At 67.1% G+C, this 26315-nt stretch carries 26 protein-coding genes and 1 pseudogene; 15 read left to right on the forward strand and 12 right to left on the reverse strand.

The genetic code is table 11. The features are described from left to right. Positions 1-72 precede the first annotated feature (72 nt). Together DL544_RS08085 and DL544_RS08090 are read right to left on the reverse strand one after the other, a co-directional pair. On the reverse strand, positions 73-636 hold the full coding sequence (locus DL544_RS08085) for a response regulator transcription factor (RefSeq protein ID WP_005409063.1): 564 nt from the start codon (positions 634-636) through the stop codon (positions 73-75). Continuing rightward, positions 633-1859, reverse strand: coding sequence for an ATP-binding protein (locus tag DL544_RS08090; RefSeq protein WP_005416121.1), 1227 nt, complete (start codon positions 1857-1859; stop codon positions 633-635). The genes DL544_RS08085 and DL544_RS08090 overlap by 4 nt, the downstream gene beginning before the upstream one ends. A gap of 114 nt (positions 1860-1973) precedes the next feature. Between DL544_RS08090 and ispG the strand changes: the two genes are divergently transcribed. The 3 genes and pseudogenes from ispG to DL544_RS08105 all read left to right on the forward strand — a co-directional run bounded on the left by ispG (position 1974) and on the right by DL544_RS08105 (position 4816). Beyond that, complete coding sequence (gene ispG, locus DL544_RS08095) at positions 1974-3239, forward strand: flavodoxin-dependent (E)-4-hydroxy-3-methylbut-2-enyl-diphosphate synthase (RefSeq protein ID WP_049423521.1); 1266 nt, start codon at positions 1974-1976, stop codon at positions 3237-3239. Continuing rightward, positions 3220-3999, forward strand: coding sequence for a phosphatase PAP2 family protein (locus DL544_RS08100; RefSeq protein ID WP_005416123.1), 780 nt, complete (start codon positions 3220-3222; stop codon positions 3997-3999). Before ispG ends, DL544_RS08100 begins: the two co-directional genes overlap by 20 nt. A gap of 170 nt (positions 4000-4169) precedes the next feature. Continuing rightward, positions 4170-4816 (forward strand): annotated as a pseudogene (locus tag DL544_RS08105) (response regulator). 292 nt (positions 4817-5108) lie between these two features. Here DL544_RS08105 and eda read toward each other — a convergent pair. From eda to zwf, 5 genes are all read right to left on the reverse strand, one after another. After that, entirely contained in the window at positions 5109-5768 is a 660-nt protein-coding gene (gene eda / locus DL544_RS08110) for a bifunctional 4-hydroxy-2-oxoglutarate aldolase/2-dehydro-3-deoxy-phosphogluconate aldolase (RefSeq protein WP_049429315.1), read from the reverse strand. A 205-nt stretch (positions 5769-5973) separates the two neighbouring features. Beyond that, a complete protein-coding gene (gene edd, locus DL544_RS08115; protein WP_139726969.1) occupies positions 5974-7890 on the reverse strand; it encodes a phosphogluconate dehydratase in 1917 nt (638 codons plus the stop codon). A 58-nt stretch (positions 7891-7948) separates the two neighbouring features. After that, on the reverse strand, positions 7949-8671 hold the full coding sequence (pgl, locus tag DL544_RS08120) for a 6-phosphogluconolactonase (RefSeq protein WP_065185208.1): 723 nt from the start codon (positions 8669-8671) through the stop codon (positions 7949-7951). Then, positions 8668-9675: a glucokinase gene (glk, locus tag DL544_RS08125; protein ID WP_005416128.1), complete on the reverse strand. Its 1008-nt coding sequence runs from the start codon at positions 9673-9675 to the stop codon at positions 8668-8670. Before glk ends, pgl begins: the two co-directional genes overlap by 4 nt. Continuing rightward, complete coding sequence (zwf, locus tag DL544_RS08130) at positions 9672-11108, reverse strand: glucose-6-phosphate dehydrogenase (RefSeq protein ID WP_005416129.1); 1437 nt, start codon at positions 11106-11108, stop codon at positions 9672-9674. Before zwf ends, glk begins: the two co-directional genes overlap by 4 nt. Before the next feature lie 352 nt (positions 11109-11460). On the opposite strand from zwf, the gene DL544_RS08135 reads away from it, so the two are divergent. Continuing rightward, positions 11461-12543: an ABC transporter ATP-binding protein gene (locus tag DL544_RS08135; RefSeq protein WP_065179413.1), complete on the forward strand. Its 1083-nt coding sequence runs from the start codon at positions 11461-11463 to the stop codon at positions 12541-12543. A 103-nt stretch (positions 12544-12646) separates the two neighbouring features. On the opposite strand, the gene ygfZ is transcribed toward DL544_RS08135, so the two are convergent. Then, on the reverse strand, positions 12647-13522 hold the full coding sequence (ygfZ, locus tag DL544_RS08140; protein WP_139726970.1) for a CAF17-like 4Fe-4S cluster assembly/insertion protein YgfZ: 876 nt from the start codon (positions 13520-13522) through the stop codon (positions 12647-12649). 39 nt (positions 13523-13561) lie between these two features. Between ygfZ and DL544_RS08145 the strand changes: the two genes are divergently transcribed. The 10 genes from DL544_RS08145 to DL544_RS08190 all read left to right on the forward strand — a co-directional run bounded on the left by DL544_RS08145 (position 13562) and on the right by DL544_RS08190 (position 20593). Beyond that, a complete protein-coding gene (locus DL544_RS08145) occupies positions 13562-13732 on the forward strand; it encodes a DUF1674 domain-containing protein (RefSeq protein WP_005409075.1) in 171 nt (56 codons plus the stop codon). Between the two features lie 56 nt (positions 13733-13788). Beyond that, complete coding sequence (sdhC, locus tag DL544_RS08150; RefSeq protein WP_005416132.1) at positions 13789-14181, forward strand: succinate dehydrogenase, cytochrome b556 subunit; 393 nt, start codon at positions 13789-13791, stop codon at positions 14179-14181. Beyond that, on the forward strand, positions 14178-14564 hold the full coding sequence (sdhD, locus tag DL544_RS08155) for a succinate dehydrogenase, hydrophobic membrane anchor protein (protein WP_005409077.1): 387 nt from the start codon (positions 14178-14180) through the stop codon (positions 14562-14564). The genes sdhC and sdhD overlap by 4 nt, the downstream gene beginning before the upstream one ends. A gap of 31 nt (positions 14565-14595) precedes the next feature. Then, positions 14596-16386 carry a succinate dehydrogenase flavoprotein subunit gene (gene sdhA / locus DL544_RS08160; RefSeq protein ID WP_014036803.1) on the forward strand — a complete coding sequence of 597 codons (1791 nt, stop codon included), beginning with the start codon at positions 14596-14598 and terminating at the stop codon, positions 16384-16386. Positions 16387-16452: 66 nt separating this feature from the next. Next, on the forward strand, positions 16453-17238 hold the full coding sequence (locus DL544_RS08165; protein ID WP_005409079.1) for a succinate dehydrogenase iron-sulfur subunit: 786 nt from the start codon (positions 16453-16455) through the stop codon (positions 17236-17238). Positions 17239-17336: 98 nt separating this feature from the next. Then, positions 17337-17585, forward strand: a complete 249-nt coding sequence (locus tag DL544_RS08170) for an FAD assembly factor SdhE (protein WP_005416134.1) — start codon at positions 17337-17339, stop codon at positions 17583-17585. Continuing rightward, a complete protein-coding gene (locus DL544_RS08175) occupies positions 17536-17985 on the forward strand; it encodes a hypothetical protein (RefSeq protein WP_065195829.1) in 450 nt (149 codons plus the stop codon). The genes DL544_RS08170 and DL544_RS08175 overlap by 50 nt, the downstream gene beginning before the upstream one ends. Positions 17986-18008: 23 nt before the next feature. Further along, complete coding sequence (locus tag DL544_RS08180; protein WP_139726971.1) at positions 18009-19250, forward strand: lipoprotein-releasing ABC transporter permease subunit; 1242 nt, start codon at positions 18009-18011, stop codon at positions 19248-19250. Next, positions 19243-19956, forward strand: coding sequence for a lipoprotein-releasing ABC transporter ATP-binding protein LolD (gene lolD, locus DL544_RS08185; protein ID WP_032954095.1), 714 nt, complete (start codon positions 19243-19245; stop codon positions 19954-19956). Before DL544_RS08180 ends, lolD begins: the two co-directional genes overlap by 8 nt. 187 nt (positions 19957-20143) lie before the next feature. Then, positions 20144-20593, forward strand: coding sequence for a DUF6491 family protein (locus DL544_RS08190; protein ID WP_139726972.1), 450 nt, complete (start codon positions 20144-20146; stop codon positions 20591-20593). A gap of 74 nt (positions 20594-20667) precedes the next feature. On the opposite strand, the gene DL544_RS08195 is transcribed toward DL544_RS08190, so the two are convergent. The 3 genes from DL544_RS08195 to ftsY all read right to left on the reverse strand — a co-directional run bounded on the left by DL544_RS08195 (position 20668) and on the right by ftsY (position 23432). Beyond that, complete coding sequence (locus tag DL544_RS08195) at positions 20668-20937, reverse strand: oxidative damage protection protein (protein WP_014036808.1); 270 nt, start codon at positions 20935-20937, stop codon at positions 20668-20670. A 5-nt stretch (positions 20938-20942) separates the two neighbouring features. Continuing rightward, positions 20943-22067 carry an A/G-specific adenine glycosylase gene (gene mutY, locus DL544_RS08200; protein WP_139726973.1) on the reverse strand — a complete coding sequence of 375 codons (1125 nt, stop codon included), beginning with the start codon at positions 22065-22067 and terminating at the stop codon, positions 20943-20945. Positions 22068-22151: 84 nt separating this feature from the next. Beyond that, positions 22152-23432, reverse strand: coding sequence for a signal recognition particle-docking protein FtsY (gene ftsY, locus DL544_RS08205; RefSeq protein WP_139726974.1), 1281 nt, complete (start codon positions 23430-23432; stop codon positions 22152-22154). A gap of 129 nt (positions 23433-23561) precedes the next feature. On the opposite strand from ftsY, the gene DL544_RS08210 reads away from it, so the two are divergent. Then, on the forward strand, positions 23562-23861 hold the full coding sequence (locus tag DL544_RS08210) for a hypothetical protein (RefSeq protein ID WP_065185205.1): 300 nt from the start codon (positions 23562-23564) through the stop codon (positions 23859-23861). Between the two features lie 167 nt (positions 23862-24028). Here DL544_RS08210 and htpG read toward each other — a convergent pair whose 3' ends face one another. Next, a complete protein-coding gene (htpG, locus tag DL544_RS08215; RefSeq protein WP_065179421.1) occupies positions 24029-25921 on the reverse strand; it encodes a molecular chaperone HtpG in 1893 nt (630 codons plus the stop codon). Positions 25922-26315 lie beyond the last annotated feature (394 nt).

Consider the following 26315-nt stretch of genomic DNA (forward strand, 5'->3'; position numbering starts at 1 on the left):
GGCCGGTGGCCGGCATTCCGGTGACGTGCCCAGCGTTCATGAGGTTGCCGGCCAGCGGCCGGCACTACCGCGTCACCGGCTCGGATCGCGTTCCGGACTGGGCCGCTTGGCCAGCTTGCGCTGCAGTGAGCGCCGGTGCATGCCGAGCAGGCGTGCCGCCGCGGACACGTTGCCGCCGGTCTCGTGCATCGCCTGCTGGATGTGTTCCCACTGCAGGCGGCTGATCGGCGTCATCGCATCGGGCACTTCCATTTCGCCATCGTCGGCCGGGCCGTCGTCCTCTTCACCGAGGGCGCGCAGGATCATCGGCACCGTGGCCGGCTTCGGCAGGTAATCATCCGCGCCCAGCTTGATCGCCTCCACTGCGGTGGCGATGCTGGCATAGCCGGTCACCAGCAGGATGCGCATGTCCGCGCGCAGTGCGCGCAGCGGCTGGATCAGCGCCAGGCCGGAATCGCTGCCCAGCTTCAGGTCGATCAGCGCGAACGCCGGCGGATGCTGGCGGGCCAGTGCCAGGGCACTGGCGGCATCCTGTGCGGTCTGTGTTTCCAGGCCCTTGCGGGCCAGGCTGCGCTGCAGGGTGCGCAGGTACAGCTCGTCGTCGTCGACCAGCAGACCAAGGGTTGAGGCGCTCATGGGGTTTCCTCGCGTGGGGCCAGCGGCAGGCGGAAGCCGACGCGGCTGCCGGCCCCCTGGGCCGGGCGCATCCACATCTCGCCGTCGAGGCGTTCGATGGTGGCATGGGACAGGGCCAGGCCGACGCCCATGCCCTCGCTCTTGCTGCTGCCGAACAGCTTGCCCGGCAGCACGGCGGCACGGGCGTCGAAACCATGGCCGTAGTCGCGTACTTCGCCGATCAGGTCGTCGCCCTCGATGCGCAGGTCCAGGTCCACGCGCGGCCGGCCGGCCTTCTCGCCGGCATCGGCGGCATTGTTGAGCAGGACCATCAACAGATGGCCTACGCCCGGGTCGAGCGGCAGCCGCAGCGGCGCATCGTCATTGCGGTGCAGGTCGATGGTCGGCCGCACCAGGCGCCATTGTTCAAGTACCTGCTGGGCGCTGGAATGGCTGCGGCCCGGCGCGTCGGCCGAGGCTGGTGCGGCCAGCGCCAGCACACGTTCCCGGCACTGCACCAGCAGCTCGCGCAGGGTTTCCATGTCTTCGCGCACTTCAGGCTCTTCGCTGCGCTCGGCGACATCGTCGGCGAGCAGGGTCATGGTCGCCAGCGGTGTGTTCAGCTCATGCGCGACCGAGGCGGCATGGGTGGCCAGGGCGACGATGCCCTCGTTGCGGGCGAAGCGCTCACGCAGCGCCGACAGTTCCAGTTCGCGCTCCCGCAGGGCCAGTGCCAGGCGGGTGGAGAAGGCCAGCACCACTGTGGCGGAAATCAGGAAGTTGGCGACCACGCCCCAGCGATTGAGGTCCTGAGAGCGGAAGTAGCCGTCCGGCAGCGCCTGCCCGAAAATGCCGCTGGCGGCGTAGCCGAGCAGGCAGGCCAGCGCGACCGCCAGTGCCCAGCGCAGGGGCAGGGCGAAGGCGGCCAGCGCGATCAGGATCAGGAACAGTGAGCTGAACGGGTTGGCCATGCCGCCGCTCCAGCCCACCATCCAGGTCAGGATGATCACGTCCACCAGGATATGGCCGAATGCGGTCAGCGGCGCAGTGTCGGCCGCTTCCGGGCGCAGCTGGGTATAGACGTTGAACAGGGCCAGCACCGCCACGCCGGCCCACAACGGCAGCTGCGGCAACGGCAGGCCCAGCACCCAGGTCGCGACCAGGATGGTGGCGGCCTGGCCGCCTACGGCAAGCCAGCGCAGGCTGCACAGGGTACGGAGAAACGGGGCGTCGGGACCGGTCATTCACGCTCATCGTATGCGTTCATGCGTGTACATGCCTGCGACAATCGGCCGCAGCCGTGCCGCAGGCTGAATGCGAGTCACCCCGAATGCGGGAGTGGGCGGTAGAATGCGCCCATGCACGACGCCGTCACCCGCCCGACTCCCCCCTCCGATGCCACCGCCTGGCCCCGTCGCCAGACCCATGCCGTCCAGATCGGCGGGGTCACCGTAGGCGGAGGCAAGCCGGTGGTGGTGCAGTCGATGACCAACACCGATACCTCCGACGTGGCCTCCAGCGTGAAGCAGGTGGCCGAGTTGTGGCGTGCAGGTTCGGAGATGGTGCGGTTGACCGTCAACACCGTGGAAGCCGCTGCGGCCATTCCGCGCATCGTCGACAAGCTGGCGATGATGGGTATCGATGTACCGCTGATCGGTGACTTCCACTACAACGGCCACCAGCTGCTCACTGCCGAACCGGCATGTGCGGAAGCGTTGGCCAAGTACCGCATCAACCCGGGCAATGTCGGCTTCGGCAAGAAGAAGGACCTGCAGTTCGCCCAGTTGATCGAGTTCGCGATCCGCTACAACAAGCCGGTGCGCATCGGTGCCAACTGGGGCTCGCTGGACCAGGCCCTGGCGGCCAGGCTGATGGACGAGAACAACCTGCGCGAGCAGCCCTGGGACGCCGGCCGCGTGCTGCGTGAGGCGCTGATCCGTTCGGCGCTGGATTCGGCCGAGCAGGCCGTGGAACTGGGCCTGCCGCGCGATCGGATCGTGCTGTCGGCCAAGGTCAGTGGCGTGCAGGAACTGATCGCGGTGTACCGCGACCTGGCGCAGCGCTCGGACTTCGCCCTGCACCTGGGCCTGACCGAAGCCGGTATCGGCAGCAAGGGCATCGTCGCCTCGTCGGCAGCGCTGAGCGTGCTGCTGCAGGAAGGCATCGGTGACACCATCCGCATCTCGCTGACCCCGGAACCGGGCCAGTCGCGCACGCAGGAAGTGATCGTCGCCCAGGAACTGCTGCAGACCACCGGCCAGCGCGCCTTCACGCCGCTGGTCACGGCCTGCCCGGGCTGCGGCCGCACCACCTCCGAGTTCTTCCAGGAACTGGCCAAAGTGGTGCAGAACCATGTGCGCGAGAAGATGCCGCTGTGGAAGATCCACCACCCGGGTGCGGAGAACATGACCCTGGCGGTGATGGGCTGCATCGTCAATGGGCCGGGTGAGTCGCGCCATGCCAACATCGGCATCTCCCTGCCGGGCACGGGCGAGACGCCGGCAGCACCGGTATTCGTCGATGGCGAGAAGAAGGTGACCCTGCGTGGCGACAACATCGCCCAGGAGTTCGTCGCCCTGATCGACGATTACGTCGAACACAAATATGTCCGAAGCGCCGGATAAGCCTGCGATCCTCGCCGCTCCGGAGTCGGCCTCCGGTTTCCGCCACTGGATGGCGCGCAACGCCTGGCGCCTGGTCCTGCTGTTCGGTGGCGTACTGCTGCCGTTGGCGGGCTTCGTCGCCCTGGCTGACGAAGTGCACGAATTTGAATCGTTCCATTTCGATGCGCCGCTGCTGTGGCAGATGCATGGCCTGCATTCGCCATGGCTGGACCGCTTCTTCGTGCTCATCTCGAAACTGGGCTACGAGTGGTTCCTGATCCCCGCTGACGTGCTGATCATCGGTGCGCTGCTGGGCTACCGGCGCTGGCGCGAGGCGACCTTCGTCGCGGTCAGTTTCGTGGGATCGGCGTTGCTGAACATGGGCAGCAAGCACTTCTTCCAGCGCCAGCGCCCCAGCCTGTGGGAGTCGATTGCGCCGGAATCGACGTTCAGCTTCCCCAGCGGGCACGCCATGGGCTCGATGACCCTCGCCGCGACCCTGGTGCTGCTGGCCTGGAATACCCGCTGGCGCTGGCCGGTACTGCTGCTGGCGCCCCCGTTCAGCCTGCTGGTGAGCGTCTCACGGGTCTATCTGGGCGTGCATTATCCCTCGGACATCCTGGCCGGATGGTGTGCCGCGCTGGTTTGGGTGGTAGGGTGCTATCTGGTCATGTTCAGTCGCCGGCATCCTTGGCGACGTCGGGATTCGCCGCCAGCGACGGCCAGCGAAGCATCATCACAGGGGGGTGACGTGGATGACCCTTCCGGGGCGTCTACGTAATAGATCAGTTGTTTCGTTGCAGCAGGTTCTGCAAGACAGGGGGCAAGCACAACGCGCGTTACTGTGATGCGCAAGGCAGAACGCCTGGATCGCGTCCCGGACGCGCTTGCAGGGGTATCGGCGCCCTGCCTAGCTTGACCTGCAATGGCCGCATTCGAAGAGGTACGTGAATGACGATTCGAGTCTACCTGGTGGATGACCATGCGCTGGTCCGCACCGGGATGAAGATGATCCTGTCGGGGAGACCGACATCGAGGTGGTGGGCGAAGCCGAGACGGGTGAAGACGCACTGCGCGACGTCCGCCAGCTGTTGCCGGACGTGGTGCTGTGCGACCTGCACCTGCCCGGTGTGAGTGGCATGGAAGTGACCGAGCGCATCGTCCGCAGCCACCGCAACACCCGCGTGGTGATCGTATCGGTGCTGGAAGACGGGCCGCTGCCGAAGCGCTTGCTGGAGGCGGGGGCCGCGGGCTACATCGGCAAGGGCTGCGATGCACAGGAGCTGCTGCGCGCGGTGCGCGATGTGGCCATGGGCCGTCGCTACCTGGGCACCAGCATCGCGCAGAACCTGGCCCTGTCGACGGTGGAGGGCAATGGATCGCCGTTCGACAGCCTGTCGCCGCGCGAACTGGAAGTAGCCTTGCTGCTGACCCAGGGCGTGCGCCAGGAAGACATCGCGCGGCGCCTGAGCCTGAGTGCGAAGACGGTGAACACGCACAAGGCGCGGTTGTTCGAGAAGATGGGGATCCACGACAACATCGCGCTGGCGCGCATGGCCAGCCAGTACGGGCTGGTGGATCCGGCGCGGCCGTTGTAAGGGTTTCGGCCAACGGCTGAGCCCCTCGCGGTGGTGCGGTTGGATTTCTGGGGTTGGCCCTGCGGAGGGACCGCGCAGGGGACGCCGTGAATCCATCCCTGAAGGCTCGGGCGCGCCATCCATGGCGCTTACGCCCCTGCGCAATCCCTCCGCAGGGCCACCGACAGTTTCCGTGCGCCGCCACCGCGGAATGAAGATTGAAGAGCAGGAGCGGGTCGCGCGCTGTGCGCGCTCGCAACCTGGGGTCGGATCCCTTTCCCGGCGGGAAAGGGCTCTGACCCCGATCTTCATGTCAGTGGCCGCGCACGCGCTTGATGATCTTCGCGGCGTCGGCGGCGCTGGCGCGCACCTTGTCCCATTCGCCGTCGGCAATCCAGTTGCCCGGCACCATCCACGAACCACCGATGCAGACCACGTTCTTCTGCTCGAGGTACTCGGCGGCGGTGTTCTCGGTGATGCCGCCGGTCGGGCACAGCTTGAGGTCGGCAACCGGGCCGGCCAGTCCCTTGATCATCGCCAGCCCGCCCACGGCTGTGGCCGGGAACAGCTTGCACACGCGGAAACCGCGGGCGTAGAGCGACAGCAGCTCGGTCGGCGTCGCCGCACCCGGCACCACCGGCAGCGGCGCAGCGGCAAGTGCATCAGCCAGCGCCGGCGGCGTCCCCGGGGTCACCAGGAAGTCAGCACCCGCATCGATCGACTGCTGCATCTGCTCCACGGTCAGCACCGTACCGGCGCCCACCACCACGTCCGGCAGCTCGCGCTTGAGCATTGCCAGCGCTTCCATCGCCACCGGCGTGCGCAGCGTCAGCTCGATCGCCGGCAGACCACCTTCCAGCAGCGCCGCACTGACCGCTCGCGCCTGGTCCAGCGTATGAATCGTCACCACCGGCAGGATGCCCGCCGCATGCAACAGCTCCGCCGCCTTCACCTGATGTTGTTCGATACCCATGCTTTTGCCCTTGCCTTTGCTCTTCTTGATTCAGTGGCCGCAGCGCAAATGACGCGCCGGGAATTGTCCAAGGGCAGTAGAGCGCCCTGGCCGGGACTGTGAGCGGCATGAATGCCGCGATCGAGCCCCCATGAATGGGTTTACGGCGTGTCCCGGCCAGGGCGCTCTACTGCCCAAGCCGGGAAGCCTGCCGCGGCTTTTCGCGTCAGGCGTCTTTCGCCTCATGCGGCGCCGCCGCCGCTGCGGCATCGTGCCCCAGCTCATACTCCGCGTCGTACTCCCACGGCCCGCCATCGGCCGCCGCCGGCCCGCACGAAATCGAAATCGCGCCCTGGTCGGCCGGGCCCACCACGCGACGGTTGATCGCGAACAGGTTGCGGCCCAGGTCATGCGCGGCCGGCGCGGTGTTCGGCGCCAGCGGACGTGCTGCCCATTCCGCCGCGTCCACCAGCACTTCCAGCGTGCCGGCCTCGCCGTCGAGGCGGATCATGTCGCCCTCGCGGACCTTGGCCAGCGGGCCACCACGCGCCGCTTCCGGCGTCACATGGATGGCCGCCGGGATCTTGCCCGACGCACCGGACAGGCGGCCGTCGGTGACCAGCGCCACGCGCCGGCCCTGGTTCTGCAGCAGGCCCAGCAGCGGTGCCAGCGAATGCAGTTCGGGCATGCCGTTGGCACGCGGGCCCTGGTAGCGCACCACCGCCACGAAGTCCTGCGGCAGCAGGCCACCGGCGTGCAGCTTGTTCAATACCTGCGGTGCATCGACCACCACCGCAGGTGCTTCGATCGTCCGGTACTGCGGTTTCACCGCCGACAGCTTGATCAGCGACTTGCCGAGGTTGCCACGCAGCAGGCGCAGGCCACCCTGGTGCTCGAACGGATTGTCGACGCCACGAACCACTTCGTCATCGGCGCTGTGTTCCAGGCCCGGCAGGTAGACCAGCCGGCCGTCACGCAGTTGCGGCTCGCGCGCATAGTCGGACATGCCGCCACGCGCGACGCTGACCAGATCGCCGTGCATCAGGCCCGCCTTGATCAGCTCGCCGAACACGAAGGCCGGGCCGCCAGCGGCCGCGAAACGGTTCACGTCGGCCTCGCCGTTCGGGTAGACACGGGCCAGCAGCGGAATCAGCTGCGACAGTTCGTCGAAGTCGTCCCAGGTCAGCACGATGCCGGCCGCACGCGCCACCGCGATCCAGTGGATGGTGTGGTTGGTCGAACCGCCAGTGGCCATCAGCGCGATGACCGCGTTGATGATCGCGCGCTCGTCGATGATCCGGCCCAGCGGGCGGAAATCGTCGCCCAGTGCGGTGATGTCCAGCGCGCGTTCGGTTGCCTCGCGGGTCAGGGCGTCGCGCAGCGGCGTGCCCGGATTGACGAACGATGCGCCCGGCAACTGCACGCCCATGGCTTCCAGCAACACCTGGTTGGAGTTGGCCGTGCCGTAGAAGGTGCAGGTGCCCGCACCGTGGTACGACGCGGACTCGGCTTCCAGCAGCTCTTCGCGGGTGGCCTCACCGGCGGCGTAGCGCTCGCGCACTTCGGCCTTCTGCTTGTTCGGGATGCCCGGGGTCATCGGGCCGGCCGGTACGAACACCGCCGGCAGATGGCCGAAGGCCAGCGCACCGATCAGCAGGCCCGGCACGATCTTGTCGCACACGCCGAGGTAGACGGTGGTATCGAACATGTCATGGCTGAGGCCGATGGCCGTGGCCTGGGCAATGACATCGCGCGAGAACAGCGACAGCTCCATGCCACCACCGCCCTGGGTGACACCGTCGCACATCGCAGGGACGCCGCCGGCGACCTGCGCGGTGGCGCCCAGCTCGCGGGCGATGTCGCGGATCTGTTCGGGATAGGTCTCGAACGGCTGGTGGGCCGACAGCATGTCGTTGTAGGCGGTGATGATGCCCAGGTTCGGCGTCACGCCGCCGCGCAGGCGGCTCTTGTCGGTGCCGCCGCAGGCGGCGAACCCGTGGGCGAGGTTGCCGCAACTCAGGCGGCTGCGGAACGGGCCCTCACGCAGGGAGGCATCGATCGCGGCCAGATAGGCGGCGCGCGAGGCGGCGCTGCGGCGGATGACGCGCTCAGTGATGGCTTGCAGTTGAGGATGGAGGCTCATTGGCTACCGGCGTTCATGGTGGCGAGAGGCAAGCGGCGGCACGGCGCCGCCGCCGACATCAATCAGCCCAGTGGACGCGCAGGCGCGCGCCTTCCAGGTTGATCGCATTGAGGATCGGGTACTGCTGGGCGTCGTTGCTGTCCAGCGCCTGGCGCAGTACCTGCAGCTTCTGCTTGCCACGCAGCAGCAGCAGGCGCTGGCGGCACTGGCGCAGGCCGTGCGGGGTCAGCGTGATGCGCAGCGGCCACTGGTTCGCGCCTGGGCAGCCGGTGGCATCCAGCGCGGCATAGGGCAGGGTGCTTTCCAGTGCGCGTGCGAGGTCTTTCGAGCCCGGGAACAGCGAGGCGGTGTGCCCGTCGTTGCCCATGCCCAGCGCTACCAGGCTCGGCGGCTGGCTGTGCTGCGCCTGCAGGTTGGCGGTGTACACGCATTCGGGCAGTGGCTTGCCGATCCGTACCAGCGGATCGAAGTGGGCGCCCTCAGTGCGCTTGAGCAGGTGCTCGCGCACCAGCCAGGCGTTGCTGTCGCGATCCTGCGGCGACAGCCAGCGCTCGTCGGCCAGGCTCACTTCAACCCGGTCCCAGTGCACGTCCAGCTCGGCCAGTGCCTGGTAGACCGGGGCCGGCGTGGTGCCGCCGGACAACAGGATGCGGGCGCGGCCCACGTCATTGATGTCGTGGTTGAGGGTGCGTGCCATCTCAGCGGCCACCGCTTCGATCCAGCCGTCGGCGTCGCCGTGCTGGATGAACTCGATGCGGTCGTCGTGGAAGCTGGGGTTCATGCGGCAACTCCTGGTGCGTCACGTTCGGCGTCGGTGGCATAGGCGGCGGCGCCAAGCAGTCCGGCGTGGGGATGCATCACCGCCAACGAGGGCACGCGCGCCATGATCGAGGAGAAGCGGCCCTTGTGTTCGAAGCGCTGGCGGAAACCGGAGTGCTGCAGCGAATCGAGCATCTTCGGGGTCAGGCCTCCGGTCAGGAACACGCCATCCCAGGCGCCCTGGGTGAGCACCAGGTCACCGGCGATGGCGCCGAACACGGCGCAGAACACGTCCACGGTGCGCATTGCCTGCGGATCACCGTGCAGGGCGCGGGCGGTCACGTCCACCGGCTGCAGTTGGCCCGGGTCGATACCGGCCATCTCGCACACGGCGCGGTGGATGTTGACCAGGCCGGGGCCACAGATCAGGCGCTCGTTGGAGACGCGGCCGAACTGTTCGGACAGGATCTCGAGGATGCGGATCTCTTCCGGAGTTCCCGGCGGGAAACTGACATGGCCGCCTTCGGTTTCCAGCGGATAGCAGCGGCCGTGGCGCATGATCAGGCCGCCCACGCCGAGGCCGGTACCCGGCCCGATCACTGCGTAGTTGCGCGGCTGGCCCGGCTTGCCCGGAACCCAGGCGGCACCGCCGACCTGGACCACGTCCTCGGGCTGCAGCAATGAGATCGCCATCGCCTGTGCGGCAAAGTCGTTGATCAGGTGCAGTTCGTCGAAACCGAGCATCGCTGCGGTGCGGTTGCGCGAGATCACCCACGGATGGTTGGTGATGCGCGCTTCATCGCCATCAACGCGACCGGCCACTGCGAACACGCCGCGGCTTGCGCTGGCGCCGATCTGTTCCAGGTGGTGGCGCGCCGCATCACCCAGCGAAGGGAACTCCGCCACCGCGTATTCGCGGATGCTGTCCTTCCGCAGCGGCGCGTCCTGCGAGGTATCGGCCAGGGCGAAGCGGGCGTTGGTGCCGCCGATGTCGGCCACCAGCACCGGCTGCGAGCTGGCGCTCATGCCGACGCTCCGCTGTCCGGTGCGTCCACGCCCTGCGGCAGGAACTCGCCGGCATTGCTCGGGCCCCATTGGCCGGCGGGGTAGGGCTCCAGCGGCAGCTTGGCGTCCTTCCACGCGTCGGCGACGCTGTCGATCCAGGCCCACGCTGCACGCACTTCGTCGTCGCGCACGAACAGCGTGTGATTGCCATTGAAGGCATCCAGGAACAGGCGCTCGTACGCGATGCGGCGATGCAGGCCGGTTGGCACTGACAGTTCCAGTTCCAGCGGATGCAGTTCCAGCGCGCCCCATTCCGGGCCGGCCAGGCTGCTCATCAGGCCCAGTTCGATGTTTTCCTGCGGCTGCAGCTGGAACACCAGGCGGTTCGGTGCGGCCTGCGCGCGCTGCGGGCGCTCGAACAGCCAATGGGTGACCGGCTTCAGCGTGACCACCACGCGGGTGGTGCGCTCGGGCAGGCGCTTGCCGGTGACCAGATGGAACGGCACGCCGCTCCAGCGCCAGTTGTCGATATGCGCGGTGACACCGGCGAAGGTTTCCACGTCGCTGCCTTCCGGCGGCTGGTAAGCCTGCGCCGGCTGGCCGTTGATGGTGCCAGCGGTGTAGCGGCCGCGGATGCTGTCACGCGCGGCGTGCTTCGCGTCGAGCGGGCGAAGGGCGCGCAGCACCTTGACCTTCTCGTCACGGATGCGGTCGGCTTCTAGCGACGCCGGCGGCTCCATCGCCACCATGCACAGCAGCTGCAGGATGTGGCTCTGCACCATGTCGCGCAGCGCGCCGGAGCGGGCGTAGTAGGCGTCACGGCCGTCCACGCCTTCGCTCTCGGCCACCAGGATGTGCACCGATTCGATGTAGTTGCGGTTCCACACCGCTTCCAGCAGCGTATTGCCGAAGCGCAGCGCGATCAGGTTCTGCACTGCCGCCTTGCCCAGGTAGTGGTCGAGGCGGAACACGCGGTCCTCGTCGATCCACTGGCCGATGGTGCTGATGATTTCCTCGGCGCTCTCGCTGTCGCTGCCGATCGGCTTCTCCAGCATCAGGCGTGCCGGCGCGGCGAGGGCGCCGCCCTTGGCCAGGCCTTCGCAGGTGGAAATGTACAGGCCCGGCGGAATGGCGAGGTAGCTGACGCACTTGCGGTGCACCAGGTCGGAGACCGCAGCGGCAACCGAGTCGACGTCGCGCAGGTCCACCGAACGGTAGTCGATGCGGCGCAGCAGGGCAGCGATGTCGTCCTGCGTGGCCATCGGCATGGCCTGCTGCAGGCGCGGCCGCAGGATGTCATGGAAGGCTTCGGTGTCATGCCCGGACAGGGCCAGTGCGCGGATGCGGAAGTCCTCCGGCAGCAGGCCGTCGCCAAGCAGGCGAAGCAGCGAAGGGAACAGGTAGCGCTGGGCCAGATCACCTGTGGCACCGAACAGGAAGAGGGTGTCGTGCATCGCTCGAGTTTCAGATCCGGGTGACATCGTTGTCAATCGCTTCATGGCTGGGTTCGGGGGACATCCGCGCAACTGCCTGTCCGAGGTTCGTCAGGGGCGATCTCCGGGGTTGCGGAAGACCGTTCCATTCGAAACCACTACCTCGGCGGAACCTTCGTTCAACCGCCGACGCAGATCGGTGCGCACCGATCATCGGATAGTGCCACGTGAAAACGTTTACATGGCAGAATGGGCAACTGTATTCGATTGCAGTGCTCGCCGTCATGCGGCAGGCGCGCAATCATCACTGCCATCGGGAGGGCCGAGGCAGTCCCAAAAGACAGCCCGGCTTCGGGCGGACCGGATAGGTGATATGGCAAAAGTGCAGTTGCAGGGTGTGCGCAAGGTCTATGACAACGGCCAGGTCGCGGTGAAGGACGCCACCTTCGAGGTCGCCGATGGCGAGCTGATGGTGCTGGTCGGTCCGTCCGGCTGTGGCAAGTCGACCCTGTTGCGGATGGTGGCGGGCCTGGAAGAGATCAGCGGTGGCACGCTGACCATTGGTGATCGCGTGGTCAACGACGTGGCGCCGAAGGATCGCGACATCGCCATGGTGTTCCAGAGCTACGCGTTGTATCCGCACATGACCGTGGCCGAGAACCTGGCCTTCGGCCTGAAGCTGCGCGGGCATGACAAGGCAACCATCGACAAGCGCATCGCCGAAGCCGCGCAGACGCTGGGCCTGACCGAGATGATGGACAAGCTGCCCAAGGCGATGTCCGGTGGCCAGCGTCAGCGCGTGGCACTGGGCCGGGCGCTGGTGCGCGAGCCGGCGGTGTTCCTGCTCGACGAGCCGCTGTCCAACCTCGACGCCAAGCTGCGCCACAGCGTGCGCACCGAGATCGCGCAGCTGCACCGCAAGCTGGGCACCACCATGATCTACGTGACGCACGACCAGGTTGAAGCGATGACCCTGGGCCAGCGCATCGTGGTGCTGAAGGACGGCATCATCCAGCAGATCGATACGCCGATGGCGCTCTACGACCGCCCGGCCAACCTGTTCGTGGCCGGTTTCCTCGGCAGCCCGGCGATGAACGTGCTGCGTGGCACGCTGCAGGGCGATGCCGGCGGCGTGAGCGTGGTCGACGGCGAATGGCGTGCACCGCTGGGCCAGGCGACGATCGATCCGGCGTGGCTGCAGAAGCCGATCGCGGTGGGCGTGCGCCCGGAGCACCTGCAGCCGGCGGCTGCCGATGATGCGCATGCATTCACCGCGCGCATCGAAGGCATCGAACCGGTCGGCAACGAGATCTTCGTCAACATGAGCAGTGGCCAGCACGCGCTGACCATGCGCGTGGCACCACAGTCGCTGCCAGCAGTGGGCGAGCAGATCCGCGTGGCGATTCACCCGCAGGGCCTGCACTTCTTCAACGCAGAGAGCGGCGAGCGCCTGTAGCCGGTAGTGCTGGCCGCTGGCCGGCAACCTCGACCCTGCATGGTTGCCGGCCAACGGCCGGCACTACCATTCCTGCACCCACCCGTGCAGGTCCCCGCCCGCTTCAGCGGGCCAGGCCATCCAGCAGCGGCACGCGCTGCGCAATGGCATCACCCACCTGCAGCTCGGCGTCGCCAGCCTCCAGCGGCAGCACCGCCAGCGCCAGGTTGCCGGCCACGCTGGCGACCGTGCCCAGCGTCGCGCCGTCCTGCAGCACGCCATCGCCGGCCTGTGCCGGTGCCGCGGTATGCAGCAGCTGCACCGCGCGCTTGGCCTTGCCGAGGAAGTGGGTGCGGGCGACGATTTCCTGGCCCGGGTAGCAGCCTTTCTTCACGCTGTAGCCATTCAGGCGGTCCAGGCCCAGCTGCTGCGGGGTCCACACTTCGCGCTGGCTTTCGTCCAAGCGCGGCAATCCGTAGCGCAAGTCGGCCTGGCGCCAGGCGAGGGCGAAGGCGGCCTCATCGGTTTCGCTGCCGGATGCAACGGCATCCGTCGCCCCGATGCGCAGGGTGCGCGGCAGGGCGTCGCTGCCCAGGTCCAGCTCCCAGCCGTCACCTGCAGCGTGCGCGATCGCGGCGCCGCTGGCAGCCTCGGGTCCAGTGAACGCACCGGCCACGGCCAGATCGCTGCGCACCTGTACCTTCACCTTGCGACGGAACACGAAGCGCTGCAGTTGCGACGCAATCGCATCGGCATCGCCGTCGGCCAGCACCAGCATCACGTGATCGTCGGCCAGCCGGAGCAGCTGGAACACTGCCAGGGTGCGGCCCTTGGCAGTCAGCCAGGCGCTCCACTGCCAGTGCAGCAGGGGCAGGGCGGTGACATCGCTGCTGAATTGGGCGTGGGCGAAGGCGGCCGCATCCGGGCCCTGCAGGCTCAGCAGCTGGTGGCCGGGCAGGCGCGGATATCCGACGAAAGCAGGGGGCAGGTTGTCAGGCACGTGAACGAGGTCTAAAATTTGTGCGTTGCGAGACCGAACATGATAGGCCAAACAACCCCCACTCCCGACGACGAATCTGAAGCCCCGCTGGTCCCTGCGGCACCCGTGCCCGTGGAACAGGAAAAAGCAGAGGAATTCGGCGGCCGCGGCGGACTTGATCCGGTGCGGTATGGCGATTGGGAGAAAAACGGACGCTGCATCGATTTCTGATCAGCATTGAGCCAACGCGGCCGCGTGCCGCCCAGCCGAGACAACGAGCCCAGCGAATGGCGACCAGACAACGCCCACTTTCCCCGCACCTTCAGGTGTATCGCTGGCAGATTCAGATGGCCACCTCGATCCTGCATCGAGCCACTGGCATCTTTCTGTCTGTTGGTGCCCTCATCATCGCTGCCGGCCTGCTGGCCCTGATGATGGGGCCCGAGTCCTGGAACTGCTTCACCGGCCATGCCGGGGCCTGGTATGGCCGCGTGTTCCTGTTCGCGTGGACATGGTCGTTCGCCTATCACCTGTGCAATGGCATCCGTCATGTAGTGCAGGACTTCGCCATCGGCTTCAGCATCCCTGCCTTCATCCGCAGCAGCTGGCTGTCGGTCATCGGCAGCCTGGTGATCACCCTGCTGGTGTGGGCCTATGTGATGTTCGGAGGTGCCGCGTGAGCAAGTTCCGTACCCCGCTGAAGAACGTGCGCGGCCTGGGCTCGGCCAAGACCGGCACCGAGCATTTCGTGCACCAGCGCCTGACCGCCGCCGCGCTGGTGGTGCTGGGCATCTGGTTCCTGGTCTTCGTACTGGGCCTGCTGGGCTCGGATTACGCGACCGCCGCCGCCGCCGTGGCCAAGCCGTGGAATGCAGTGCCGCTGATCGGCCTGCTGATCGCCATGTTCTGGCACGCGCAGCTCGGCATGCAGGTCGTGCTGGAAGACTACATCCACGAATCGCTGCTGGCCCTGGTGCTGCAGACCGCGGTGAAGTTCGTCGCCGTGCTCGGCATGATCGTCAGTGTGTTTGCGGTGGGCCGCATCGCCCTCGGCGTTGCCTGAGCCCAGGCACCTACACAGGAATCCAGATTAGATGTCCGCTTACAAGATCACCGAACACAAGTACGACATGGTCGTGGTCGGCGCCGGCGGTGCCGGCCTGCGCGCCACGTTCGGCCTGGCCGCCAAGGGCCTGCAGACCGTGTGCCTGACCAAGGTCTTCCCGACCCGTTCGCACACCGTCGCCGCCCAGGGCGGTATTTCGGCCGCACTCGGCAACATGGGCGAGGACGACTGGCGCTACCACTTCTTCGACACCATCAAGGGTTCGGACTGGCTGGGTGACCAGGACGCCATCGAGTACATGTGCCGTGAGGCCATCCCGGCCATCATCGAACTCGAACACTACGGTGTGCCGTTCTCGCGCACCGCCGAAGGCAAGATCTACCAGCGTCCGTTCGGTGGCATGACCACCAAGTACGGCGAAGGCCCGGCGGCGCAGCGTACCTGCGCGGCGGCCGACCGTACCGGCCACGCGATGCTGCACACCCTGTACCAGCAGTCGCTGAAGCACGATGCGCGCTTCATGATCGAGTACTTCGCGCTCGACCTGATCTTCGACGACGAAGGCGCCTGCCGCGGCGTGCTGGCCCTGGACATGTCCGATGGCACGCTGCACCTGTTCCGCGCCCAGGGCGTGGTGCTGGCCACCGGCGGCTACGGCCGTGCCTACTTCAGCGCTACCTCGGCGCACACCTGCACCGGCGACGGTGGCGGCCTGGCCATGCGTGCCGGCATCGCCATGCAGGACATGGAGTTCGTGCAGTTCCACCCGACCGGCATCTACGGCGCCGGCTGCCTGATCACCGAGGGTGTCCGCGGTGAAGGCGGCATCCTGCGCAACAGCAGCGGCGAGCGCTTCATGGAGCGCTATGCACCGCACTACAAGGACCTGGCCTCGCGCGACGTGGTCAGCCGTTCGATGACCATCGAGATCCGCGAAGGCCGCGGCGTCGGCGAGCACAAGGATCACATCCTGCTCGACCTGACCCACCTCGGCCCGGGCGTGATCGACGAGAAGCTGCCGGGCATCGCCGAGAGCGCCCGCATCTTCGCAGGCGTCGACGTGCACAAGCAGCCGATCCCGGTCATTCCGACCGTGCACTACAACATGGGCGGCATCCCGACCAACTACCACGGTGAAGTGGTGCAGAAGGTCGGCGACAACGACAACGCCGTGGTGCCGGGGCTGTACGCCATCGGCGAAGCGGCCTGCGTGTCCGTGCACGGCGCCAACCGCCTGGGCTCGAACTCGCTGCTCGACCTGGTGGTGTTCGGCCGTGCGGTGGCCAACCGCTGCGCCGAGACCATCAAGCCGGGCGCCGCGCACAAGCCGCTGCCGGCCGATGCCTGCGACAAGGCGCTGGGCCTGCTGGACAAGCTGCGCCACGCCAACGGCGATACCCCGACCTCGGTCATCCGCGACCGCATGCAGCGCACCATGCAGGCCGACGCGGCCGTCTTCCGCACCAGCCAGACGCTGAAGGAAGGCTGCGAGAAGATGGACAAGATCTTCGACTCGTTCCAGGACGTGAAGGTCTCCGACCGTTCGCTGGTCTGGAACTCGGACCTGATCGAGACCTACGAGCTGAACAACCTGCTGCTCAACGCGGTGGCGACGATCAACTCGGCCGAACAGCGCAAGGAAAGCCGTGGTGCGCATGCGCACGAGGACTATCCGGACCGCGACGACGTCAACTGGCAGAAGCACACCCTGGTCAGCGTCGACGAGAAGGGCAAGTGCAGCTTCGACTACCGTCCGGTGCACATGTACACGTTGACCGACGACGTGTCCGTGGTGCCGCCGAAGCCGCGCGTGTACTGATCCGACCCCGCCTACCATGCAATCCGCGCCCACGGGCGCGGGCCGCCTGAGCCAACGAGAGCAGCCATGGCCGAGTTTTCACTCCCCAAGAATTCCAAGATCACGAAGGGCAAGCACTTCCCCGTCAAGAACGGCGGCAAGAATGTGCGCACCTTCAAGATCTACCGCTGGAGTCCGGACGACGACAGCAACCCGCGCACCGATACCTATGAAGTCGATCTGGACGCCTGTGGCCCGATGGTCTTGGACGCCCTGATCAAGATCAAGAACGAGATCGACCCGACCCTGACCTTCCGCCGCTCCTGCCGCGAAGGCATCTGTGGTTCGTGCGCGATGAACATCGACGGCACCAACACCCTGGCCTGCACCCGAGCCATCTCGGACTGCGGCAAGAAGGAAGTGCCGATCTACCCGCTGCCGCACATGAACGTGGTCAAGGATCTGGTTCCGGACCTGACCCACTTCTACGCGCAGTACGCCTCGATCAAGCCGTGGATCCGCACCCAGACCCCGGCACCGCCGGACCGTGAGCGCCTGCAGTCGCCGGAAGACCGCAAGAAGCTCGACGGCCTGTATGAGTGCATCCTGTGCGCCTGCTGCTCGACCAGCTGCCCGAGCTACTGGTGGAACGGCGAGCGTTACCTGGGCCCGGCGATCCTGCTGCAGGCCTATCGCTGGATCATCGACTCGCGCGATGAGGACACCGGCGCGCGCCTGGACGATCTGGAAGATCCGTTCAAGCTGTACCGCTGCCACACCATCATGAACTGTGCCCGGACCTGCCCGAAGGGCCTGAACCCGGCGCTGGCGATCGCCGAGATCAAGAAGCTGATGATGGAGCGCCGCGCCTGATACAGGCCTGGCAGTACCCGGTGGAGCCACGCCACGCGAGGCTGCACCACCCAGTAGAGCCACGCCATGCGTGGCTTTGCTGTATCTGGAGAAGCACGATGGAAGACGATGTCCTGCTGAAGAAGCTGCGCTGGCGCTGCCGCCGCGGCATGCGAGAACTGGACCAGCTGTTTGGCCGCTACCTGGACCACGAATGGCGCACTGCGCCGACCGAAGAGCGCGAGGTTTTCCTGTTCCTGCTCGACTGCGAGGACGATAAGTTGTGGCGCTGGTTCATGGGCTATGAGGCCTGCCCGCATGCGCACGCGATCCCCCTCATGCAGAAGATCCTCGCCCTCAAGCCTTGAGTGGCGCCCCTCGCGGCTGCAGGCCGCCGCCCAGGTCGTGGTGCTGCTGGCCGCCCCCTGGTTGCTGCGTGCCTCCGATCTGCCTGCGCGGCTGCTGATGCCCGCGCTGCTGCTGGCCTGGGGCGTTGGGTTGGCCGAACTGGCCTGGCGCCAGCGCCGGCCGCGCGTGCAGGTGCTTCTGCCTCCGCTTCCCGGGCCACTGCAGGTGGCCGGGCGGGACGTCGATACGCCAAGGCTGGTGGTGCGTGGCCCATGGCTGTTGTTGCTGTGGTGTGAGGATCGGCGCCGCCGGCGCCTGCTGTTCTGGCCGGATGTGCTCGATTCCGGGCAGCGACGTGAACTGCGACTGGCCGTGGCCGCACGCAGCGTTTCCCGTCAGCCCCGGTCGATGGCACCATAAGCTGAATTGACCGGCGTGCCTGCATGTTCAAACCCATTCCCGTGGCCATTGGCCTGCGCTACCTGCGCGCCAAGCGCCGCAACGGCTTCATCTCCTTCATCTCGATGGCATCGATCCTGGGCATCGCGCTCGGCGTTACGGTGCTGATCACCACTCTGGCGGTGATGAGCGGTTTCCAGAAGGAAATCCGCAGTCGCCTGCTGCAGATGACCGCACACACCACCATCAGCCGCGACGGTGAACCGATGCCGGACTGGATGCGCGTGGTCGATGTCGCCCGCAAGGATCCGCGCGTGGCGGGTGCCGCGCCGTACATCGAGATCCAGTCGATGATCAGCGGCCCGCGCGTGCAGGGTGCGATCATCCAGGGCATCGATCCGGCCCTGGAGCCGAACGTCTCGGTGATCGACAGGAAGGTCACCAAGGGCAGCTATGACAGCCTCAAGCCGGGCAGCTTCAACCTGCTGCTGGGCAAGGAGCTGGCGATCTGGCTGGGCGTGGACGTTGGCGACCAGGTGCTGGTGACTTTTGCCGAAGTGCAGGGTACGCCTGCCGGTGCAGTGCCACGGATGAAGCGCTTCACCGTCAGCGGCATCTTCGAGGCCGGGTACAACGAGGTCGATCGCGGCGTCGGCTTCGCCAACATGCAGGACCTGGAGCGTGTTCTGCGTAGCGACGGCGCCACCGGCGTGCGGCTGAAGCTGCACGACATGGACCGTTCGCTGGAAGTGGGCGTGGACCTGGCGCAGAGCCTCGGTGGCGCCTATCGCGTGAGTGACTGGACGCAGCAGAACGCCAATCTCTACCACTCGCTGCGCATGGAGAAGGTGGTGATGGGCATCCTGCTGTCGCTGATCGTCGCCATGGGGGCCTTCAACCTGGTGTCCTCGCAGGTGATGCTGGTGACCGACAAGCAGGCCGACATTGCCATCCTGCGCACCCTGGGCCTGACCCCGGGCGGGGTGATGCAGGTGTTCATGGTGCAGGGCTCGTTGATCGGCATCTTCGGCACGCTGGCCGGCCTGATCGGTGGCATCACCCTGACCCTCAACCTGGAACGCATCCTCGGCGCCATCGAGAGCGTGTTCAACGTCAAGCTGCTGCCGGAGGATGTGTACTACATCACCGGCCTGCCGACCGACATGCAGACCGGCGACGTGGTGGCGATCACAGTGGTCGCGCTGCTGATGAGCTTCCTGGCCACCCTGTATCCCGCCTGGCGGGCAGCACGCACCCAGCCGGCGGAGGCCCTGCGTTATGAATAAGGTCGTCAACCGCGGCGATGAAGTGATCCGCGCCGAAGCGCTGGGCAAGACCTATGCCGAAGGGCGCATGCAGACGCCGGTGTTCGATGGGCTGGACCTGACCGTGACTGCTGGCGAGACGGTGGCGATCATCGGTGCCTCCGGTGCCGGCAAGAGCACGCTGCTGCACCTGCTGGGCGGCCTGGACATTCCGACTGCCGGCGAAGTGTATGTGACCGGCCAGCGCATGTCGGCGCTGTCGGATACCGCGCGCGGTCTGCTGCGCAACCAGGCGCTGGGCTTCGTCTACCAGTTTCATCACCTGCTGCCGGAATTCACCGCGCTGGAAAACGTGATGATGCCGGTGCTGCTGGCCGGCACCGCCGTGGCCGAGGCGAGCAGCCGGGCGACCACGCTGCTGGAAGCGGTCGGCCTCGGCCATCGCCTGGACCACAAGCCGGGCGAGCTGTCCGGCGGCGAACGCCAACGTGCCGCAGTGGCGCGTGCGCTGGTCAACCATCCCGCCTGCGTGCTCGGCGACGAGCCGACCGGCAACCTGGATGACCGCACCGCCGGCACCGTGTTCGAGCTGATGCTGGAACTCAACCGCGCGCGCCATACCAGCCTGGTGCTGGTGACCCACGACCGCAGCCTGGCGCGGCGCCTGGACCGGGTGCTGGAGCTGCGCGAAGGGCGCCTGCACGCGCTGGCCCACGCCGACGTCTGAGCGCTGGGACTGCTTTGGTAGAGGCCGGCCTTGGTCGGCTGCTCCTGCAGGGCAAGCGCCAACCAAGGTTGGCGTCTACCGTGGTCCGGCCAGTAGCCGCCGACCGGCGGCTGAATGGGGCGCGAGCCGTCGCGCCGGCGTTGCCAGGCCAGGCGCATGATGGCGACAGTTCCCCGAGGAGATCGCCATGAAGACCCCGATCCTGATGGCCGGACTCTGCCTGGCACTGGCCGCCTGTGCGACGACCGACCGGCTCAGCAGTACCGAAAAACTGGATCTGTACCGTGCCCACGCCGGCGCGCCGCAGAACGACATGCAGTTCTTTGGCAGCCTCAATGGCTGGACCGAGCTGGGCGACAGTGCGCTGGCGGTGTGGACCCGTCCCAGCGAAGCCTATCTGCTGGAGTTGAATGGTCCCTGCCAGGACCTGCCGTATGCGACCGCCATCGGTCTGACCAGCAGCATGGGCCGTGTGTCGTCGCGCTTTGACAAAGTGCTGGTGCGCGACCCCACCGGCGGCCCGCGCCTGCCGTGCTTCATCAACAGCATCCGCAAGCTGGATGTGAAGGCGCTGCGCGCGTCCGAGCAGAAGCTGCGCCAGGCGCAGGTGCAGGAGCGCGAGGAAAACGCGAAATAGCGCGGTAGTGCCGGCCGCTGGCCGGCATCGCGCAGATGCCAGATTGCCGGCCATCGGCCTGCACGACCTGCCTGTCAGGCTTCCGGGGTGAAGCCGGCCGGCTTTTCCGCGTCCTTCTCGAACAGGAACTTGACCAGTTCGCCTTCAAGGAACGCACGATGTTCCGGCGTGCGCGGCGACAGCCGGTTCTCGTTGATCAGCATGGTCTGGTGGGCCAGCCATGCGGCCCAGGCCTGCTTGCCGATGTTGTTGAAGATGCGCTGGCCCAGCTCGCCGGGGTAGGGCACGAAGTCCAGGCCCTCGGCATCGCGTTGTTCGTACTGGCAGAAGACGGTTCGGGGCATGGCATTCACTCGTGGTTACGGGGTTTGCTGGAATTTCGTTTCGGCGTCTTGATCGTGGCGCCGTCGAGCAATTTGCGGATCGGTGCCGGCAGGCCCAATGCGGGTAGCTCGTCGTTGGCGACCCAGCGCAGCGTGGGTTCTTCCACACGCAGGCCGCGCACCTTCCGTGACAATACCTGCAGGTGCAGCCTGTAGTGGCTGAAGGTGTGCTGCAGCACCGGCAGTTCCTCTGCATCTTCCAGCGAGCCGTCGACATGTGCGTCGAACCAGTCCTGCAGGTCGCTGCCGGCCTCGGCCTGCGGCAGCGTCCACAGCTGCGCCCAGATGCCGGTGTCCGGCCGCTTCTGCAGCAGCACGCGTTGCTGGGCGTCGCGCAGCAGCAGGGCGACCGCTTCGCGTTCGGGCAGGGTCTTGCTGGGCTTGGGCGTGGGCAGTTCAGCGGTGCGGCCTTCGCGCCGCGCCACGCACGCGTCCTGCAGCGGGCAGATCACGCAGGCCGGCTTGGCCCGGCTGCATACCGTCGCGCCCAGATCCATCTGCGCCTGGGTGTAATCGGCCATGCGCCCGGCCGGCACCTGCGCGACGTGCGCCTGGGCAATCGCCCACAGTTGTTTCTCGATGGCCGGCAGGCCGGGAAAGCCGTCGATGCCGTGGTAGCGGCTGAGCACGCGCTTGACGTTGCCGTCGAGAATCGCGAACCGATCGTTCCATGTCTGGCTGAGGATCGCACCGGCGGTGCTGCGGCCGATGCCGGGCAGGGCATGCAATGCATCGAAATCGCGCGGCAGGTCGCCGTCGTGCAGTTCCACGCAGCGCTTTGCGGCGGCATGCAGGTTGCGTGCGCGGGCGTAGTAGCCGAGCCCGGCCCACTGCGCCATCACCGCGTCATTGCTGGCGGCGGCGAGCTCGGGCAGGGTTGGGAAGTGCTGCAGGAACCGATGGAAGTACGGGATGACCGTGGCCACCTGGGTCTGCTGCAGCATGATCTCCGACAACCAGACCCGATAGGGGCTGCGCGGGTGCTGCCAGGGCAGGTCATGGCGACCGTGGTCGTCGAACCAGTGCAGCAGGCGGGCGACGAAGTCGTCTTCCTTGGCAGTGTCGGCGCTGGCGTGCGGCTGGCGGGGCATGAGTGTTCCGGAAGGAGGCAGCCACCCATGGGGTGGCTCTACCAGATCGCAGTAGAGCCACGCCATGCGTGGCTGCACGGTGTATCAGGCGCCCAATGCTTCGGGCAGCAGGGCGTCGACGAAGGCTTCCGGGTCGAATACACGCAGGTCTTCCGGGCGCTCGCCAATGCCGGCGAAGCGGATCGGAATGCCGAACTCGCGGGCCAGTGCGAACACCACGCCGCCCTTGGCGGTGCCGTCCAGCTTGGTCACCACCAGGCCGGTCACGTTCACTGCGGCATTGAACTGGCGCAGCTGCGACAGCGCGTTCTGGCCGGTGGTGCCGTCGATCACCATCAGCACTTCGTGCGGGGCGGTGGGGTCGATCTTGCCGAGCACGCGGCGGATCTTGCCCAGCTCGTTCATCAGCCCGGACTGGGTGTGCAGGCGGCCGGCGGTATCGGCGATCAGCACCGAGGTGCCGCGGGCCTTGCCGGCCTGCAGCGCGTCGAATGCCACCGAAGCGGCATCGGCGTTCTGCCCCTGCGCAACCACGGCCACGCCGTTGCGCTCGCCCCAGGCCTGCAGCTGGGCCACGGCGGCGGCGCGGAAGGTATCGCCGGCAGCCAGCATCAGGCTGTGGCCGTCATCCTTGAAGCGCTTGGCCAGCTTGCCGATGGTGGTGGTCTTGCCGACGCCGTTGACGCCGACGGTGAGCACTACGAAGGGCTTGGCATTGCGGTCGATCACCAGCGGCTTGGCCACCGGCTGCAGGATCGCGATCAGCTCGGCGCGCAGCGCGGCCAGCAGCGCATTGGCGTCGGTGAACTCGCGCGACTTCATGCGCTTGCGCAGGCCCTCGACCAGATCGGTGGTGGCGCCCACGCCGACGTCGGCGGTGATCAGGGCGGTTTCCAGCTCGTCCAGCAGATCGTCGTCGAGCTTGGGGTTGCGCGAGAACAGGCCGCCGAAGCTGCGCGCGATGACGCTGTTGCGCAGGCGCTCGCGCCAGCCGGGCTTGCCGGCGGGCGCCGGAGGGGCATCCACCAGCGCAGGCAGGTCGGTGGCCGGGGCGGTGGGTTCCTCGGCCGGAATGACCGGAGCCAGAGGAGCCAGCACACCGGCCGCAGCGAGCGCTTCAGCCTGGACGTCCTCGGGCGCGGTGGCCGGCTGCGCAGCTGGCACGGCAGGCACTTCGGCGACCGGGGCCGATTCCGGTGCAGGTGCGGGTGCATTGGCTTCGACCACCGCGGCGGTGGGTGCGTCTTCGGCCGGGGCGGCCGACGGGAACGCCGCCGCCAGCTCTTCAGCCGAGTAGTGCTGGGTCTTGGAGGCCTCCGTGGTGGGGGCATCCTGGGGCTTCTTGCGGCGGAAAAAACTGAGCATTGGCAAAAGGCGCTGAAATCAGAGGGATATGCTACCACTCGGGCCTGTCGGGCCGATGTGGACTCAAGGTCGCGGCCGGCCGGCCGTTAACCGGTCCGGAGGGTTGCGCGGAGCGGCCCGGAGACCGCCATGAACAACGTGATGGGAATCGCCCTCGGCGGGATGCGTGCGGCCCAGCAGGGCGTGCAGGTGGCAGCGCACAACGTGGCCAATCTGGCCACCCCCGATGCGCAGCGCCTGCAGTTGCAGCGCGGTGCCACTGGACAGGGTGGGGTGCAGGCCTCGGTGACTGCCGCCGGCGCTGATGTCGGTGCACCGCTGGGAGATCTGCTGGCGGCGAAAGCCGAGGTGGTGGCCTTCGCCGCCAATGCCTCGGTGATCCGCCGCCAGGACCCGTTGCTGGGTTCGCTGCTGGATCGGGAAGCCTGAGCCCCCTCGGCAGGCGCGAACCGCCGCCCCTGGTGGGTGCCAACCCTGGTTGGCATGCTTACCCCCCCTGGCAGGTGCCAACCTTGGTTGGCACGCTTTTGGGGCGCCAACCAAGGTTGGCCTCTACCAAGGCACCGCTGGGCCATGCCCGGCGACCACCGCCTCGATCAGGCCGACAGCTCCAGCAGCAGCTTGTTCAGGCGCGCCACATAGGCACCCGGATCCTTCAGGCTGTCACCGGCGGCCAGCGCGGCCTGGTCGAACAGCACCCGGCCGAGGTCGTCGAAGCGCGCGCCATCGGCTTCGGCGTCGAGCTTGGCGATCAGCGGATGGCCCGGGTTGATCTCCAGCACCGGCTTGCTGTCCGGCACCTTCTGCCCGCTGGCTTCCAGGATCTGGCGCATCTGCAGGCCCAGGTCCTGCTCGCCGATGGCCAGCACCGCCGGCGAATCGGTCAGGCGGTGCGACACGCGCACCTCGGCCACTTCGTCACCCAGGACCGTCTTGAGCCGCTCGACCAGGCCCTGCTTGTCCTTTGCTGCCGCTTCCTGTGCCTGCTTGTCCGCATCGGTTTCCAGTGCGCCCAGGTCGAGATCGCCACGGGCGATGTCGACGAAGCCCTTGCCGTCGAAATCGGTCAGGTAGCCCATCAGCCACTCGTCGATGCGGTCGGTCAGCAGCAGCACTTCCACGCCCTTCTTGCGGAACACTTCCAGGTGCGGACTGTTGCGCACCTGGCTGTAGCTCTCGCCGGTGAGGTAGTAGATCTTGTCCTGGCCTTCGGTCATGCGGCCGATGTAATCGGCCAGCGACACGCTCTGCGCATCGCCGTCGCCACGGGTGGAGGCGAAGCGCAGCAGGCCGGCCACCTTCTCGCGGTTGTTGTAGTCCTCGGCCGGGCCTTCCTTCAGCACCTGGCCGAACTCCTTCCAGAACGTGGCGTACTGCTCGGGCTTGTCGGTGGCCAGCTTCTCCAGCATGTCCAGCGAACGCTTGGTCAGCGCCGATTTCATCGAATCGATGACCGGGCCGGACTGCAGGATCTCGCGCGAGACGTTCAGCGACAGGTCGTTGGAATCGACCACGCCCTTGATGAAGCGCAGGTACAGCGGCAGGAACTGCTCGGCCTGGTCCATCACGAACACGCGCTGCACGTACAGTTTCAGGCCCTTGGGCGCATCGCGGTGGTACAGGTCGAACGGCGCGCGGCCGGGCACGTACAGCAGCGAGGTGTACTCCAGCTTGCCCTCGACCTTGTTGTGGCTCCACGCCAGCGGGTCGCTATGGTCGTGCGCTACGTGCTTGTAGAACTCGGTGTACTCGGCGTCGCTGATCTCGGTGCGCGGGCGGGTCCACAGCGCGCTGGCGCGGTTGACGGTCTCCCACTCGACGGTGGCGCCTTCTTCGCCACCTTCCTTCGGCATCTGGATCGGCAGACCGATGTGGTCCGAGTACTTCTTGAGGATGCTGCGCAGGCGCCAGCCATCGGCGAAGTCGTGCTCGCCGTCCTTCAGGTGCAGCACGATGCGGGTACCGCGCTCTGCCTTGTCGACGGTGGCCACTTCGAAATCGCCTTCGCCACGCGAGGTCCAGCGCACGCCTTCGGCCGCAGCCAGGCCAGCGCGGCGCGAGGTCACTTCCACTTCGTCGGCGACGATGAAAGCGCTGTAGAAGCCGACGCCGAACTGGCCGATCAGCTGCGAATCCTTCTTCTGGTCGCCGGACAGTTGCCGCAGGAAGTCGCCGGTGCCGGACTTGGCGATGGTGCCGAGGTGGGCGATGGCTTCGGCGCGGCTCATGCCAATGCCGTTGTCTTCGATGGTGATGGTGTGGGCGGCGGCGTCGAAGCTGACGCGCACGCGCAGCTCGCTGTCGCCTTCCAGCAGCGCCGGCTGGGTCAGGGCCTCGAAGCGTAGCTTGTCGGCGGCGTCGGCAGCGTTGGAGACCAGCTCGCGCAGGAAGATTTCCTTGTTGGAGTACAGCGAGTGGATCATCAGCTGCAGCAGTTGCTTGACTTCGGTCTGGAAGCCAAGGGTTTCGGTCTGGGTGGTCTCGGTCATCGATAGGGCTCCATGTGCAATGCCGCGCCAGCGCGTGCGGCCTCGCCAAGGGGTAGGGGTGATTGTCCTGAAATCAAGGGGTTGTTCGGCCGGGCTGCGCCCGGCACCCGCAGAGGCCAGAGCAACAGCCGAAGCAACAGCGGGCTATCCGTGGGATGGCGGGGCGGTGTCGGATTGCGGGGACGCCGTGAACCCGTCCTTGGGGGCTTGGCCGCGGCATCCATGCCGCGGACACCGCGCAATCCGACACCGCCCCGCCTTCGATAGTTGGCCGGCGGCCAGTAGATCCACGCCATGCGTGGATGGAATCTCTCAGATATCGAAATCCAAACCAGGGTCAGATCCGTTTTCCGCAGGAAAACGGATCTGACCCCGCCTGCATGTCGAGCATCGG

This window comes from Stenotrophomonas sp. pho, from assembly GCF_006228405.1.
GTDB lineage: Bacteria > Pseudomonadota > Gammaproteobacteria > Xanthomonadales > Xanthomonadaceae > Stenotrophomonas > Stenotrophomonas sepilia.

Excerpts from the sequence above, each read along its gene's own strand:
- DL544_RS08085 (WP_005409063.1), bottom strand. The coding sequence starts at position 636 with ATGAGCGCCTCAACCCTTGGTCTGCTGGTCGACGACGACGAGCTGTAC.
- DL544_RS08090 (WP_005416121.1), bottom strand. The coding sequence starts at position 1,859 with ATGACCGGTCCCGACGCCCCGTTTCTCCGTACCCTGTGCAGCCTGCGC.
- ispG (WP_049423521.1), top strand. The coding sequence starts at position 1,974 with ATGCACGACGCCGTCACCCGCCCGACTCCCCCCTCCGATGCCACCGCC.
- DL544_RS08100 (WP_005416123.1), top strand. The coding sequence starts at position 3,220 with ATGTCCGAAGCGCCGGATAAGCCTGCGATCCTCGCCGCTCCGGAGTCG.
- eda (WP_049429315.1), bottom strand. The coding sequence starts at position 5,768 with ATGGGTATCGAACAACATCAGGTGAAGGCGGCGGAGCTGTTGCATGCG.
- edd (WP_139726969.1), bottom strand. The coding sequence starts at position 7,890 with ATGAGCCTCCATCCTCAACTGCAAGCCATCACTGAGCGCGTCATCCGC.
- pgl (WP_065185208.1), bottom strand. The coding sequence starts at position 8,671 with ATGAACCCCAGCTTCCACGACGACCGCATCGAGTTCATCCAGCACGGC.
- glk (WP_005416128.1), bottom strand. The coding sequence starts at position 9,675 with ATGAGCGCCAGCTCGCAGCCGGTGCTGGTGGCCGACATCGGCGGCACC.
- zwf (WP_005416129.1), bottom strand. The coding sequence starts at position 11,108 with ATGCACGACACCCTCTTCCTGTTCGGTGCCACAGGTGATCTGGCCCAG.
- DL544_RS08135 (WP_065179413.1), top strand. The coding sequence starts at position 11,461 with ATGGCAAAAGTGCAGTTGCAGGGTGTGCGCAAGGTCTATGACAACGGC.
- DL544_RS08145 (WP_005409075.1), top strand. The coding sequence starts at position 13,562 with ATGATAGGCCAAACAACCCCCACTCCCGACGACGAATCTGAAGCCCCG.
- sdhC (WP_005416132.1), top strand. The coding sequence starts at position 13,789 with ATGGCGACCAGACAACGCCCACTTTCCCCGCACCTTCAGGTGTATCGC.
- sdhA (WP_014036803.1), top strand. The coding sequence starts at position 14,596 with ATGTCCGCTTACAAGATCACCGAACACAAGTACGACATGGTCGTGGTC.
- DL544_RS08165 (WP_005409079.1), top strand. The coding sequence starts at position 16,453 with ATGGCCGAGTTTTCACTCCCCAAGAATTCCAAGATCACGAAGGGCAAG.
- DL544_RS08170 (WP_005416134.1), top strand. The coding sequence starts at position 17,337 with ATGGAAGACGATGTCCTGCTGAAGAAGCTGCGCTGGCGCTGCCGCCGC.
- DL544_RS08175 (WP_065195829.1), top strand. The coding sequence starts at position 17,536 with ATGCGCACGCGATCCCCCTCATGCAGAAGATCCTCGCCCTCAAGCCTT.
- DL544_RS08180 (WP_139726971.1), top strand. The coding sequence starts at position 18,009 with ATGTTCAAACCCATTCCCGTGGCCATTGGCCTGCGCTACCTGCGCGCC.
- lolD (WP_032954095.1), top strand. The coding sequence starts at position 19,243 with ATGAATAAGGTCGTCAACCGCGGCGATGAAGTGATCCGCGCCGAAGCG.
- DL544_RS08190 (WP_139726972.1), top strand. The coding sequence starts at position 20,144 with ATGAAGACCCCGATCCTGATGGCCGGACTCTGCCTGGCACTGGCCGCC.
- DL544_RS08195 (WP_014036808.1), bottom strand. The coding sequence starts at position 20,937 with ATGCCCCGAACCGTCTTCTGCCAGTACGAACAACGCGATGCCGAGGGC.
- mutY (WP_139726973.1), bottom strand. The coding sequence starts at position 22,067 with ATGCCCCGCCAGCCGCACGCCAGCGCCGACACTGCCAAGGAAGACGAC.
- ftsY (WP_139726974.1), bottom strand. The coding sequence starts at position 23,432 with ATGCTCAGTTTTTTCCGCCGCAAGAAGCCCCAGGATGCCCCCACCACG.
- DL544_RS08210 (WP_065185205.1), top strand. The coding sequence starts at position 23,562 with ATGAACAACGTGATGGGAATCGCCCTCGGCGGGATGCGTGCGGCCCAG.
- htpG (WP_065179421.1), bottom strand. The coding sequence starts at position 25,921 with ATGACCGAGACCACCCAGACCGAAACCCTTGGCTTCCAGACCGAAGTC.